Source organism: Pseudoalteromonas sp. TB51, from assembly GCF_000498055.1.
GTDB lineage: Bacteria > Pseudomonadota > Gammaproteobacteria > Enterobacterales > Alteromonadaceae > Pseudoalteromonas > Pseudoalteromonas atlantica.
This window is the reverse complement of the sequence record NZ_AUTO01000079.1, coordinates 1-12,348: the sequence shown is the minus strand read 5'-3', so window position 1 is coordinate 12,348 and position 12,348 is coordinate 1. Positions and strand designations below refer to the sequence as shown.

Below are 12,348 nucleotides of genomic sequence, written 5' to 3'. Positions count from 1 at the left end.
ATTTATGAGGTGACTCTTAGCGCGTAGCGTTAACATTGAGGCACCTTGCGGAAAGGAAAAAGAAGCACTACGTGCTTGTCATTACTCCTTTGCACCTAATTTGCTTGGTAACCATAGCGTTTTGGACCCACCTGACCCCATGCCGAACTCAGTAGTGAAACGAAACAGCGCCGATGATAGTGTAGCATTTGCTATGTGAAAGTAGGACATTGCCAGGCTCCAAATACAAGAAAGCCCGACTCGAAAGAGCCGGGCTTTTTTACGTCTACAGGAAATTGAAAAAAGCACTCGCAATGAATTCACTTTTAAACCTATCACGTAGGTCGGGCGAGTAAAGCGACACCCGACGCAAAAAAGCATCGATTATAGTTATAGTGTTCTTATCTCACGAGCTGGATTACCAGCAACAACAGTATCCGCCTCTACATTTTTAGTTACTACAGATCCCGCACCAATAACACTGTTATCCCAAAAGGTATGGGCTTGATCTATTATCAAATTTTTTTAGAAAGTCTTTTAAGTATTCTGCTAATTATCAATTGATAGCAAACCCTATAAACTTGCTCCATCTTGTATTTACATACCTTACCAAAGGGGAGAAGAGCATGTCTCATCAAATTATTAAAGACTTACATAACCGTTACACGGCTAAAAAATACGATACGAGCAAACGTATTTCATCGGCGGATCTTGACGTAATTAAAGAAGCTATTCGCTTGTCTGCTTCTTCAATCAACTCTCAACCTTGGAAGTTTGTATTGGTAGAAAGTGATGAAGCTAAGCAGCGTTTGCACGATACATTTGCTAACAAGCACCAGTTTAATCAATTACACGCTAAAGAAGCGTCGCATACGCTGTTATTAGCTTACGATCCTAAGTTTACTAAAGAGAAGTTTGTTAAACGTGTGGATGTTGAAGTGAGCTCTGGTCACTTACCAGCGCAACTGCGTGAAAGCTTTATGGGTGCCTACGCTTTTGCTGAAATGAATACGGATGAAAATGGCTACAATGGCAGCTGGACTAAAGCACAAGTTTACCTAGCACTGGGTAACATTATGCATACACTGGCGCGTTTAAATATTGCATCTACGCCTATGGAAGGTGTTGACCCAGAGTTAATCGGTGAGAAGTTTAGCGAAGAGCTTGATGGCCATATTTGTGAAGTGGCACTTGCAATGGGTTACCCAGTTGAAGAAGAAGATTGGAACTTTGGCAAACCTAAAGCGCGTTTACCTGTTGAAGATATTATAGCGACTGTATAACGTGTTGCTATAAGCTAATTAGCCGAGAGCCTTCTCGGCTTTTTTATTTTTAGAATAAACCATACGCTTGTGTTCCTTCGTCTTCCTGTTGTGCTAAATGATCAGGTCTAAATATTGCGCTAGGGTCTATTAAAACACTGTGTTTTTCGGCTAACTTTATTAGCCCTCGCATCATGCCTTTGGTTTGCGGGTCTATATCAAAGCCTACTTCGGTTAATTTATCGAGTGGCTTAATGTCTTCTTTTTTATAATCTATATTGTCCTCTACTTTATCTACTAGTAATCCGATATGCGGGTTGAGCCCATCTTTAGTAGTAAAAACAATAATAGGTTTATAATCGAGTGTTATTTGCTCTTTTGCCGCATCAAACAGACGTTGTAATTGCATAAAGCTGTTGTGCTTTATACTCGCTAAATATTTACTGGCTTGTTTATAGTCTTGCTCGTTATGAGCACTAACTGCGCGATCTGTAGCTGTTACTAGCGCTTGAAAAGGCTCATCAAGTTTTTCTATGATAGATTTTAGGTCACTGTTGTCAGTTTTAAACTCTTTATAAAATACGGCGATGTTGTGCAGCTGAGTTTTATCGTTTGTTATTACGTGGCTCTGTTGCGCGATGCTTTTTTCAAATTGGCTAAACCAATCATTAAGCGAGGCTTGCCAGGTTCTTAGCTCATTAAGTGCTTTTTTATTACTTTGCTCTGTAGAGCTGCCATTTAAAATAACACCTAGGTCGAACACCGGCGTGGGTGTTTCCATGTAGTCTTTTACACCAATAAAGCTCTTATTGTTATTTGGCAATGTAGTGAGGTTATTATCAAACCGCTCGGTGAGTAAAATATCGAGAATTTTAAGTGAAATGGTTTTACAGCCCACTTGAAAGTTTATGAATTCCATACCTTTATCTTTAATTGCCTTGTAATGCTTTAAGGATAGAACAAAATAGATAAATAGCTTAAAGGTTGTGTGGTTTTTTAATTAGTGACTTAACTGCGAGTTTAAATTGTTGCTCTAAGGCTTTTTTTCCATTTAAGCAATGTTGCTTGATTAGCTGCTCATTACTGTGGTTTTGTAATACCATTTGTATCAGCAAGTGGCGATCTTCACTTTTAGTTGCCATTAGGCAGGATGGGGAGTGGTTAAATAAATACCATAGTTTTGGCGCGGTATTAAAGCGATTTATTGTATTAATTGCAGTGTTTATAGGTGGGCTGGGCGAGCTAGATTCATCGATAAATTTACTTATTAGCTCACTGACTAACTCACTGTCGAGTTGGCTAAAGTGCGTTAATAAACCATAAAACAAATCACTTTTAAATTGCTGAGCTAAGGTATGTAAGCCCTGCGTGGATGTGTTTAATGCTTTAATAACGAGGGCTGAGTGCTCACCCGTGCTTTTATCTCGCTGATAACCTAGCTTTACAGCACTAAAGCCCTGAGATTGCCAAAAACGTAAAAGCCCTGCTGTAGCCCCAAAACTTGCACCTATATACCTACAGGTGGGTGTTAGCTGATGTTGGCAATGCGCTAGCAATGCTTTACCTACGCCTTGTTGGTGCAGGTTAGGTGCAACAGCTATACGAATAACGCGTGCGCTTTGTTTTGTTAAATAGCTTGGCTGTGCGCTTAATTGCGCGAGCGATTGCGCCATTAAATGCCCTTGTGGGCGGCGCTCACCACTGATTACTTGCTTAGCTAGCTCTGCATCCATACCGCCTTCAACTGCTATTAAACACACACCCACAACATGCATGTCGCATCTACTAATAAACAGCCTTTGCGCTGGGGCATCAAGTAATTGGCGTAAATCGTTAACACTGCTCTGGTAATGGGCAAGTGCTAGCAACGCAACTATTTGCTGCAGTAAAGGCTCATTGTCAACGAGTTGCTGTTGAGTGACCTCAATATGCTCAATGCTATTTAAAGCGGGTGGGTATTCGTTATATTGTGCATCTAAAGCAAAGAGTGTGCGTACATGTTGCTCAAGAGGGTCGCCCTTGGCAAAACGTAAAGGCTCTTCTAAGTTTACAATTTTTGCCGCTTTGTAATTTGCTTTAATATGTTGCGTAAAGCGAATGGTATAGCCTCGGCCATTACCCTCGTAACCTACCAAGGTGCTCGCAAATACTATACGCGGGTAGTGCTTTAACATGGTTAACAGTAGCGGGACAGGGATTGCGGCGGCTTCATCGACCAGTAATAAATCACATTGCGGCAACTGATTTAGCAGTGCATCGGGCGCCATGTATTGTAAATTAGCTAAATGTTTTTGCTGAGCCTTGTATTCCACCTGTAAGGTTTTAGCTAAATGCTTAAAACAGCTATGGGTGGCTCTAAATTGTGTTGCGCATACAATGATTTTTTTATCATGTAATGCTGCGGCTGCAAGACCTAGCGCGGCTGATTTTCCTCGCCCTCTGTCGGCATTAATAATTAAAGGCCTGTTCGCACGCCCTGTGGCCACCTTAATTATTTGCTCAACGCACTGTTGCTGCGCCTGATACTCAATTTTATTTGTTACATTGCTTTTGAGCGGCGACTGTTTAAAGACAGTGTGTTCATCAAAGTGTATGGCAGGTAGCGTTTGTAAAAGGCGAGAAAAACGTAAATTAAAATAGCTTTGCTGATTACTACACCCATAAGATTGCAGGCTTTGCAGCGCAGGGTCTTGCCATGAGGCTAAATGTTGTAAATCAGGCAGTAATAAAAATAAAAGCCCGCCGGCTTTTACGGTGCCGGCTAATGCAGCGAGTTTATCGGGGTAAATGCCACTAAAGCCATCATAAACGGCATGAGGAAACTCTTGCCCAAGTAGTTGATGAGTATGCTCAGGCCAACTTGCATTGGCAAGGCTGCTTGAAAGTAGCTTTACATCATCCGAACGGGTTAACGCGCTTAATAGCTCATAGCACCAAGTAGGCTGGCCTGTAATCAGCACTAACTGGCGATGCTTTGCGCCAGTTAGTTGCTGTGTTAATTGCTCAACACAGTGCTTATACAGCTTGAAGTCGTGCATATGCGGTTACTAGCCATTTGCTGCCAAGGTCGTCAAAGTTAACCTGTACACGCGATTGCGCGCCACTGCCTTCGTAATTAAGCACAGTGCCAATACCAAATTTAGCGTGCAGTACACGTTGGCCTAAGTTAAAACCACTTTCTTCAAATACAGCATGGCTTACTGATGCGCTAAAACGTCCTGCAGCAGGCGGTCGTGATACCTGTGTTTTAATACGAATTTCTTCTACGCAATCTTCGGGTATTTCACGTAAAAATCGCGATGGGCTATGGTATTTTTCTTGGCCGTATAAACGACGGCTTTCGGCATGGCTTATGTAAAGTTTGTCCATGGCACGGGTCATACCCACGTAACAAAGGCGGCGTTCTTCTTCTAAGCGCCCTGATTCTTCATTACTTTGCTGCGATGGGAACATGCCTTCTTCAACGCCCACCATAAACACAAGTGGAAACTCTAAGCCTTTAGCAGAGTGAAGAGTCATCATTTGCACCGCATCTTCGTGTTCATCGGCTTGGCCTTCACCAGACTCAAGTGAGGTGTAGGCTAAAAAGCCTTGTAATGGTGAGCTAAACTCTTCTTCTTCGGGGAGTTCATACTGATCGCAGGCACTGATAAGCTCTTCTAAGTTTTCTACGCGAGCTCGGCCTTTTTCGCCTTTTTCAGCTTGATACATGGCCATAAGGCCAGAGGTTTGGATAGTGTATTTGGCTTGCTCTTGCAGTGTAAGGTCGCTAATTTTATCTTCTATGTGCTCTACCAACTCTACAAATTTTGTAACAGCGCTTGCCGCACGACCCGATAAATGTTGTTGTTCAACAATTGCTTTAGCTGCGTACCAAAGAGGCAGAGACTCAGCACGCGCACAGTCGCGTATATGGCTAAGTGTTTTATCGCCAATACCGCGCGCAGGGGTGTTAATTACACGCTCAAATGCGGCGTCATCTTGGCGGTTTCCTACCAATCGTAAGTACGATAGCGCATCTTTAATTTCTTGACGTTCGAAGAATCGCATACCACCGTAAATACGGTATTTTAAGCCTTCTTGAAGCATGGCTTCCTCGAGTACACGAGATTGCGCGTTACTACGGTATAAAATAGCGGCGTCTTGCAACGCATTACCAGCATTTAACCAGCTGCGTAGCTTGCTGCTTACAAAGCGGGCTTCGTCTAGCTCGTTAAAGGCGGCATAAATTGATATAGGCTCGCCTTCGTTACCATCGGTCCAAAGGCTTTTACCCATGCGCTCTGAATTGTTTTTAATTAGCGCATTAGATGCTTTTAGAATGGTCGCGGTTGAGCGGTAGTTTTGCTCAAGACGAATGGTTTCGGCGTCAAAATCAGTTAAAAAGCGTTTAATGTTTTCTATTTTAGCGCCGCGCCAACCGTAAATACTTTGGTCATCGTCGCCTACAATCATAATGCTTTGTGTATCACCAGCAAGTAGCTTTAACCATGCGTATTGAATGGTGTTGGTATCTTGGAACTCGTCTACCAGCATGTGGGCAAAGCGCTGCTGGTAATGGCGTAGTAGCGTAGGGTTATTTTTAAGAACCTCGTAGCTACGTAGCAGTATTTCTGCAAAATCTACTAAACCTGCACGGTCACACGCCTCTTGATAGGCGGCATATACACGTAGCATCATTTGCTCGTTTATATCGTAGGCTTGAATATCTTTAGGACGCAGGGCTTCATCTTTTTTAGCGCTGATGTACCAGCCAAATTGTTTGGCGGGCCACTTTTTGTCATCAATATTCATTGATTTTAATAAGCGCTTGATCATTCTAAGTTGATCGTCAGAGTCTAAAATTTGAAAGGCTTCTGGCAGGTTTGCTTCACGGTGATGAGCGCGCAAAATACGGTGTGATAAACCATGGAATGTACCAATCCACATGCCACCGACAGGGGCTTTTAGGGTTTCTTCAACACGGGTGCGCATTTCTTTAGCGGCTTTATTAGTAAAGGTAACCGCAAAAATACTATAAGCAGAGGCTTGCTCAACCTGCATTAACCACGCGATACGATGAACTAAAACACGTGTTTTACCCGAACCAGCACCTGCTAATACCAGCATGTTTTGTAGTGGGGCTGCAACGGCATCGCGTTGTTTGTCATTTAAGCCATCGAGTAATTCAGAAACGTCCATCGTTACGCCTTTTCAATCAATAATGGGGGCAGTATAACAGGTGTTTTTGTTAGGCTAAATAAAATACTGTTTTTATGAACAGCTATTCTAAAAATACTTGTAAAACTAATCGCTTAGTCGCTTTTTTGTACTCTTAAGTAACGATAATTAATAATAAAAATAATCAAATTGACCTATATTTAGTAAAAAATACTAAAGCAGTTATTTAGTAGTAATTTAACTATTTGATTTTTAAGCTTTAATAAATTGGCATAAAGTGTGATAGTAAGTAAATAACTAAAACTTAAAATTAATTAACTACAGAGGTGAGTATGTCAGGACAAGGTTCAGGTGGTAATGTAATTGCAGCACTATGTAATATATTTTTCCCCGGTTTAGGTCAATTAGTACAAGGGCGTATTTTAGCTGCTTTACTATTTGCTATTTTCTTTTTTGGCGGTGCCGCACTGTGGTTTTTAGTTGTGCCAGGGATTATTGCCGCGATAGTATACGTTTGGGCAATAATTGACGCCGCGAGATACCGCTCCAGAGATTAGTGATCATAAAATAAGTAATAGCGCCCATTGGCGCTATTTTGCGTTTTAGGGTCGGTGTTTAAGGCTATTTATGGGTATAATTAGTGCATTAGCGTTTTAAAAGTAAAAATTATGGAATATCAATTTATACGTGACCCTATTAGTGGGCTGCGCATTAAAATAAGCAGCGAGCATGCTCTAATTGGCCGCTGGTTAAACGAAGAAATTGGCAAAGAAAAAGTCGCGATGGTACAAGCACTTATTAGCTCGGTAAAAACAAGTTACGAGCCAATAACGTTAAAAGGCCAAGAGATAGACTTAATACTCTCTAAAGACGAAGCCTTATTTGAAGCCCATGCCCTACACCAAGACAGCGAAGATTTAGTCGCCTATCAAGATGATGACTTAATGCTTGAAGAAAATGGCCTAGTGAGTGGTTGTGGCTTTGAAGATTTTATAGATTTAATAGAGTCGTGGGCTGAGTTTACGACGTCACGATAAACATAATTAGCACACTAATAAAAATATACAGCAATGCACAATCAGCATTTTATCTGTATTATTCTGTTTATAAACTTATTCAAAGTAGAAAGTGAAAATGAGAAATATTGATTTAAAAATTATAGATAAGCGCCTAGGCACTGAATTCCCATTACCAAAATATGCAACAGAAGGTTCTGCTGGTATTGACCTTAGAGCTTGTATTGAAGCCGATCTAGTTTTAGAACCTGGGCAAGTTGAGCTTATTCCATCTGGTTTTGCAGTTCATATGAAAGATAATGGCCTTGCCGCTACTATAATCCCTCGCTCAGGATCTGGTCATAAGCACGGCTTAGTTATGGGTAATTTAGTTGGGCTTATTGACTCAGATTATCAAGGGCAAATATTTATTTCTCTTTGGAATCGCAGTAATAAAGCATATACCGTTGAAGTGGGTGAAAGAATAGCTCAGCTTGTGTTTGTGCCGATTGTACAAGTAGGGTTTAACGTTGTTAACGGATTTGATGCGACTGAGCGTGGTGAAGGTGGTTTTGGTAGTTCAGGTAAAAGCTAACTTTTTACGTCTATGATTAAATATCGAGGAAACTCCCAATACAGGTCAATGCCCATGTTATTAGGAGTTACCTCCATAATGTGAGCTATGTTAAGACCTTTGTCAGCTAAAGTATTTATATAGTACTCTAAAGGTCGATGATAAAAAGAAACTTTATCAAGTACGTTATTGGGGTCACTTGAAATAATAAAATCTACATCTTTATCTTTTTTTTCTACATAATCAAAATCGTCTTTAAAATGATTTTTATAAAAATGATAGAAACATGGGTGAGGTATTGAGAATATGAAGTCTCCACCCGTTCCTAAGAACGACATAACTTTATCTACATGAGCTGAAAAGTCTTTAATGCAATGGGAACACATATGTGAGTATATCAAATCATACTTAAATTCAGTTTTAAACGTAAAAGAACTTTCATTAAATATATTAACCTTACTCCCTCTTAGGACTTGGCTAGCTACTTCAAACATCGATAGCGAAGGCTCAATAGCATCTAGAGATATTACTTTCGATGATATTTCTTTCGTTAAATGACCTGTTCCAGCGCCAATTTCAAGAGCATGTTTTGCCTTAGAACTTTCAACTATTTCCAACCATTTCGGTAGGAAAATTTTATGGTATGTAATATCTAAACCACTTTCAATTTGCTCTTTTCTTTTTTCTGCAGCATATTTCCAGTCATTTTTTAATTTTTCTTCTTCATCTTTAATTTTAATTATCTGCTTATAAAAGTCATCTAAATCAGCTTCATTATAAATAATATAATCTGCATGGGATTCAATTTCATATGACATTTTCTCAACAACATTTTCTTCTTTGAATACGAATTCTTGAAATGTTAAACCCTCTCTTTCCTTTATTCTTGAGTATCTCTTTTGACTAGATGATTTGATAAAAACTATTTTAGCATGCAGAGCCTTTTTAAGAGTCAGCGCTGTTTGTAATGGCCGAATACCCTCAATTACATTATTCATAGATAGGCTGACTTTTTTTAATAACTCATTAGCTAGCTCTTGTTCGCCCAATTCAGCTAAATACTTTTCTCCAAAGGCTAATAGCTGTATGGGAGTCATGTCTTTTATATTGTATTCATCTGCTGCTAAATTACGAAGTACACTGCTTACAGATATAACGTTGTAGTTTGATTGAGCAAACTTTTGTGCCGCTGAAGTTTTTCCTGCACCATGCATCCCGCAAATAATCCAGTTCATTATTGACTTCTCCCATTAGCCTGTACACAGAGGTTGTTCAATGTATGGCAAAGTTGCTTTGCATTATCTTTTGGAAATAATATACATACGTACGGGTTACTATCCACTTCTCCAAATGCATTGGCTACTTTATACAAGAAAGCTTGCTCTGAGCCGTGTTCAACTAACGAACATTTTAAATGCTGTGGGTTTGAAAAAGTCATAAAAGGTTTAACTTTTTTAAATAAAGAGTCATCATTTATAGCTGCGCTAACAATATCTTCCGTTTTATAGCTCACAAAGTTAATCGCTTGTTTATTAATAAGAGCCGATATTGCTTCAAGCATTTCAGTATTTGTCGTTATCCAGCTGAAGTCACCAGCAAAAACGGTTACCTTTTTTGCTTTCTGATAGAAAGGTAGCATTATTTTTAAATCATCCACTCCATCCTTTTTTATTTCTTTGGTCTGAATTGGTGAAGCTTTCTTAATATCTGACTGAGCTTTTTTGTATTGACAAAAAGCGTACACGGTAAGAATTAAGGAAACACTTCCACTTGTAAATGCAATAAGATCTGAGCTTATATCCGAACTTGAGGAACTGTTATCAAGTTGATTACCAAACCAAATTAATCCAGATAAAAATTCTGTAATGTAACTTGAATTGGAGTACTTTTCATAAAGCAACCAAAATAAAGTAATTACAAATGCAAGAGTTAAAAGAGGAAATACTATCTGGACAATAAAATTTACAAATTTTAATACTATTCGAGCAATGAAATTTATAAATTTCAAGAGTAAGCTGCAAGTACACTTAAATGCTCTTTTTATAGTATGGGACATATTAATTCCTTTTATATATGACTAAAGTTAGTTTATATAATATTTCTGTAGTCGGTTACGTTTAAGTAATCGGCTATTACATTATGTGGTTGCTGGCTATCTGGGTTGGCCACCGCAAGTAAATGTTCAATGCCGTATTCTCGGGCAGCATTTAAAACAGGCACACTATCATCAACAAACAAAGTGCGCTGCTTATTAAACCCTAAGTCTTTTTGTACTTGATGCCATAAACTTTGCTGCTCTTTACTCACTCCGTATTGATGAGTAGACACCACGCCATCTAAATAATTATCTATCGCGGTATGTTCAAATTTAAGCATGACGTTTTCAGGGTGGGCGTTAGTTAAAAGAATTAGCTCTTTACCTGCCTTTTTTAACTCAGTTAAAAAGTGGGGCACATCTTCGCGTACTTTTATTAAGTGCTGGGTTTGGCGTTTTAATTCCATTATCGGTAAATTGAGTTGCTCTTGCCAATAATCTAAGCAATACCACTGTATTTGACCACTTACCGCTTGATAGCGTTTGTGCATATCGGCTTTTGCTTCATCAAGGGTAATATTGCGAGTGAGCGCAAGTTGCTCTGGTACAACGTTAAGCCAAAAGTGACTATCGAAATGTAAATCGAGTAATGTTCCGTCCATATCGAGTAAAACGGTATCGATTTTTGACCAATTTAGCATGGGCTTTTCCTTGTGAAAAGTTTATGATTAAGCACAACTGCCATGATAGCAAAATAACGCCAATGACACAGAAAAAGCACCCAACTCCGCCTCAAATTATTAGTAACAATGTAGTTGCTAAAAGCCGTTTATTTACTGTTGAATCGTTAGAGCTTAAGTTTTCTAATGACGAAGAGCGCCAGTATGAGCGCATACGTGGCGGTGGCCGCGGGGCTGTAATGATTGTACCAATAACTGCAGATAACGAAATGCTACTGGTACGTGAATATTGCGCGGGCACAAACGACTACCAATTAGGCTTTCCTAAAGGCTTGATAGACCCTGGCGAAACACCACAGCAAGCTGCAAACAGAGAGCTTAAAGAAGAAGTGGGTTTTGGTGCTGAATTTTTTGAGCCGCTAAAAGTAGTATCAATGGCGCCAAGTTACTTTAACGCGACCATGCATATTTTATTTGCTAAGCAACTATATCCGCAAACGTTAGAAGGTGATGAGCCCGAACCTTTAGTGGTTGTTAAGTGGCCATTAACAGATTGGCAGTCATTATTAGAGCAAGACGATTTTACCGAAGCTCGCAGTGTTGCCGCTTTGCTATTATTAAATAAGTATTTAGCGTCTGGAGCTGCAAATGAATAAATTACTAGAGCCTTGTATTGAACTTGCACAAAGTGCAGGCGATGCCATTATGGCTATTTATAAAAAAGACGATATTGGCCAGCAAGAAAAATCAGACTCTACGCCTGTTACAAAAGCAGACTTAGCGTCTAACGATGTGCTTGTTGCTGGTTTAAAAGCGCTTGCGCCCGACATTCCTATCATGTCGGAAGAAACGCCTATTCCGGCACTTGCCCAAAGAAAGAACTGGCAACGCTATTGGTTATTAGATCCGATGGATGGCACTGGCGAGTTTATTTTAGAAAGTGGTGACTTTGCCGTTAATATTGCACTTATTGAAAATAATCACCCCGTTTTAGGTGTGATTCATTGGCCAGCAAAAGGGATCACTTACTTTGCTACTGCTAATCAGGGTGCATTTAAACGAGAAAATGGTAGCGACACAAAAATGTCGGTAGCAACACCCGATAACCTAACGTTGGCAGTAAGTCGTAGACAAAAAATTGAAGCGGTCAGTCAGTATTTAAATACGCAGTTTGCCACTATTGCAGTAGGCTCGTGCTCGCTAAAAGCATGTATAGTTGCTGAGGGCAAAGCCGACTGCTTTTTACGAATTGGTCCTACAGGCGAGTGGGATACCGGCGCGTCACAAGTTATTGTAGAAGAGGCGGGCGGGTGTATAACCGATGCAGAATTTAATCCGCTTACTTATAACCAGCGTGAGAGCACTGAAAATCCTGACTTTATTGTAATGGGACACCCAGATTGGGAGTTTCAAAAAATGATAAGCCCACATCAGAGATAGCTATTTATAGTGTTTGCTGGTTGCTTTTTGTTCGGTTGAACACAATTAACTAGTTAAAGCCTTGCAATATAAGTTTATTCCTATATTATAGCGCTCTCTTCGAAACAGGCTCGTTATTAGCACGAAACTATTTCAAAGAAATTTCAGGCGCGGGATGGAGCAGCCTGGTAGCTCGTCGGGCTCATAACCCGAAGGTCGTCGGTTCAAATCCGGCTCCCGCAAC

12 protein-coding genes, 1 tRNA gene, 1 rRNA gene and 1 pseudogene are annotated in these 12,348 nt (G+C 40.0%); 8 read left to right on the top strand and 7 right to left on the bottom strand.

The annotated features are described in order from the left end of the window. The first annotated feature begins 103 nt into the window (after positions 1 to 103). Positions 104 to 218 (top strand): 5S ribosomal RNA (gene rrf / locus L650_RS0103610). Positions 219 to 369: 151 nt separating this feature from the next. Here rrf and L650_RS24450 read toward each other — a convergent pair. Next, positions 370 to 468: pseudogene (locus tag L650_RS24450) on the bottom strand (sugar O-acetyltransferase); the annotation flags it as partial. A gap of 137 nt (positions 469 to 605) precedes the next feature. Here L650_RS24450 and L650_RS0103605 point away from each other — a divergent pair. Beyond that, on the top strand, positions 606 to 1,262 hold the full coding sequence (locus L650_RS0103605; RefSeq protein WP_024031966.1) for an NAD(P)H-dependent oxidoreductase: 657 nt from the start codon (positions 606 to 608) through the stop codon (positions 1,260 to 1,262). A 49-nt stretch (positions 1,263 to 1,311) separates the two neighbouring features. Here L650_RS0103605 and L650_RS0103600 read toward each other — a convergent pair whose 3' ends face one another. The 3 genes from L650_RS0103600 to uvrD are packed head-to-tail and all read right to left on the bottom strand — an operon-like array spanning position 1,312 to position 6,422. Continuing rightward, the gene (locus tag L650_RS0103600; RefSeq protein ID WP_029772222.1) at positions 1,312 to 2,160 is read right to left on the bottom strand and encodes a hypothetical protein; all 849 of its coding nucleotides are present in this window, start codon (positions 2,158 to 2,160) and stop codon (positions 1,312 to 1,314) included. A gap of 58 nt (positions 2,161 to 2,218) precedes the next feature. Continuing rightward, positions 2,219 to 4,279 (bottom strand): GNAT family N-acetyltransferase, encoded by a 2,061-nt coding sequence (locus L650_RS0103595; protein WP_029772221.1) that lies wholly within the window; start codon positions 4,277 to 4,279, stop codon positions 2,219 to 2,221. Continuing rightward, positions 4,257 to 6,422, bottom strand: coding sequence for a DNA helicase II (gene uvrD, locus L650_RS0103590; protein ID WP_004588663.1), 2,166 nt, complete (start codon positions 6,420 to 6,422; stop codon positions 4,257 to 4,259). The genes L650_RS0103595 and uvrD overlap by 23 nt, the downstream gene beginning before the upstream one ends. 311 nt (positions 6,423 to 6,733) lie before the next feature. Here uvrD and L650_RS0103585 point away from each other — a divergent pair, with 311 nt between their 5' ends. The 3 genes from L650_RS0103585 to dut all read left to right on the top strand — a co-directional run bounded on the left by L650_RS0103585 (position 6,734) and on the right by dut (position 7,991). Beyond that, positions 6,734 to 6,958 carry a hypothetical protein gene (locus L650_RS0103585; protein WP_024031970.1) on the top strand — a complete coding sequence of 75 codons (225 nt, stop codon included), beginning with the start codon at positions 6,734 to 6,736 and terminating at the stop codon, positions 6,956 to 6,958. A 111-nt stretch (positions 6,959 to 7,069) separates the two neighbouring features. Further along, a complete protein-coding gene (locus L650_RS0103580; RefSeq protein WP_029772220.1) occupies positions 7,070 to 7,438 on the top strand; it encodes a YacL family protein in 369 nt (122 codons plus the stop codon). Positions 7,439 to 7,535: 97 nt separating this feature from the next. Beyond that, positions 7,536 to 7,991 carry a dUTP diphosphatase gene (dut, locus tag L650_RS0103575; RefSeq protein WP_029772219.1) on the top strand — a complete coding sequence of 152 codons (456 nt, stop codon included), beginning with the start codon at positions 7,536 to 7,538 and terminating at the stop codon, positions 7,989 to 7,991. On the opposite strand, the gene L650_RS23550 is transcribed toward dut, so the two are convergent. From L650_RS23550 to yrfG, 3 genes are read right to left on the bottom strand one after another with little or no spacing between them, the layout of a single operon-like run. Then, positions 7,988 to 9,205 carry a methyltransferase gene (locus L650_RS23550; protein ID WP_085065419.1) on the bottom strand — a complete coding sequence of 406 codons (1,218 nt, stop codon included), beginning with the start codon at positions 9,203 to 9,205 and terminating at the stop codon, positions 7,988 to 7,990. The two genes, dut and L650_RS23550, sit on opposite strands and share 4 nt — an antisense overlap. After that, positions 9,205 to 10,026, bottom strand: a complete 822-nt coding sequence (locus L650_RS0103565) for a hypothetical protein (protein ID WP_029772217.1) — start codon at positions 10,024 to 10,026, stop codon at positions 9,205 to 9,207. Before L650_RS0103565 ends, L650_RS23550 begins: the two co-directional genes overlap by 1 nt. A gap of 32 nt (positions 10,027 to 10,058) precedes the next feature. Beyond that, the gene (gene yrfG, locus L650_RS0103560) at positions 10,059 to 10,706 is read right to left on the bottom strand and encodes a GMP/IMP nucleotidase (protein WP_004588668.1); all 648 of its coding nucleotides are present in this window, start codon (positions 10,704 to 10,706) and stop codon (positions 10,059 to 10,061) included. A 62-nt stretch (positions 10,707 to 10,768) separates the two neighbouring features. Between yrfG and nudE the strand changes: the two genes are divergently transcribed. From nudE to L650_RS0103545, 3 genes are all read left to right on the top strand, one after another. Further along, the gene (gene nudE / locus L650_RS0103555) at positions 10,769 to 11,341 is read left to right on the top strand and encodes an ADP compounds hydrolase NudE (protein ID WP_029772216.1); all 573 of its coding nucleotides are present in this window, start codon (positions 10,769 to 10,771) and stop codon (positions 11,339 to 11,341) included. Continuing rightward, the gene (gene cysQ / locus L650_RS0103550; RefSeq protein WP_004588670.1) at positions 11,334 to 12,125 is read left to right on the top strand and encodes a 3'(2'),5'-bisphosphate nucleotidase CysQ; all 792 of its coding nucleotides are present in this window, start codon (positions 11,334 to 11,336) and stop codon (positions 12,123 to 12,125) included. Before nudE ends, cysQ begins: the two co-directional genes overlap by 8 nt. A 148-nt stretch (positions 12,126 to 12,273) precedes the next feature. Then, a tRNA-Met gene (locus tag L650_RS0103545) sits at positions 12,274 to 12,347 on the top strand. The last annotated feature ends 1 nt before the right edge of the window (position 12,348 follow it).

Bases quoted from the DNA above. Each gene is read 5' to 3' on its own strand.
- L650_RS0103605 (WP_024031966.1), top strand. From the start codon at position 606: ATGTCTCATCAAATTATTAAAGACTTACATAACCGTTACACGGCTAAA.
- L650_RS0103600 (WP_029772222.1), bottom strand. From the start codon at position 2,160: ATGGAATTCATAAACTTTCAAGTGGGCTGTAAAACCATTTCACTTAAA.
- L650_RS0103595 (WP_029772221.1), bottom strand. From the start codon at position 4,279: ATGCACGACTTCAAGCTGTATAAGCACTGTGTTGAGCAATTAACACAG.
- uvrD (WP_004588663.1), bottom strand. From the start codon at position 6,422: ATGGACGTTTCTGAATTACTCGATGGCTTAAATGACAAACAACGCGAT.
- L650_RS0103585 (WP_024031970.1), top strand. From the start codon at position 6,734: ATGTCAGGACAAGGTTCAGGTGGTAATGTAATTGCAGCACTATGTAAT.
- L650_RS0103580 (WP_029772220.1), top strand. From the start codon at position 7,070: ATGGAATATCAATTTATACGTGACCCTATTAGTGGGCTGCGCATTAAA.
- dut (WP_029772219.1), top strand. From the start codon at position 7,536: ATGAGAAATATTGATTTAAAAATTATAGATAAGCGCCTAGGCACTGAA.
- L650_RS23550 (WP_085065419.1), bottom strand. From the start codon at position 9,205: ATGAACTGGATTATTTGCGGGATGCATGGTGCAGGAAAAACTTCAGCG.
- L650_RS0103565 (WP_029772217.1), bottom strand. From the start codon at position 10,026: ATGTCCCATACTATAAAAAGAGCATTTAAGTGTACTTGCAGCTTACTC.
- yrfG (WP_004588668.1), bottom strand. From the start codon at position 10,706: ATGCTAAATTGGTCAAAAATCGATACCGTTTTACTCGATATGGACGGA.
- nudE (WP_029772216.1), top strand. From the start codon at position 10,769: ATGACACAGAAAAAGCACCCAACTCCGCCTCAAATTATTAGTAACAAT.
- cysQ (WP_004588670.1), top strand. From the start codon at position 11,334: ATGAATAAATTACTAGAGCCTTGTATTGAACTTGCACAAAGTGCAGGC.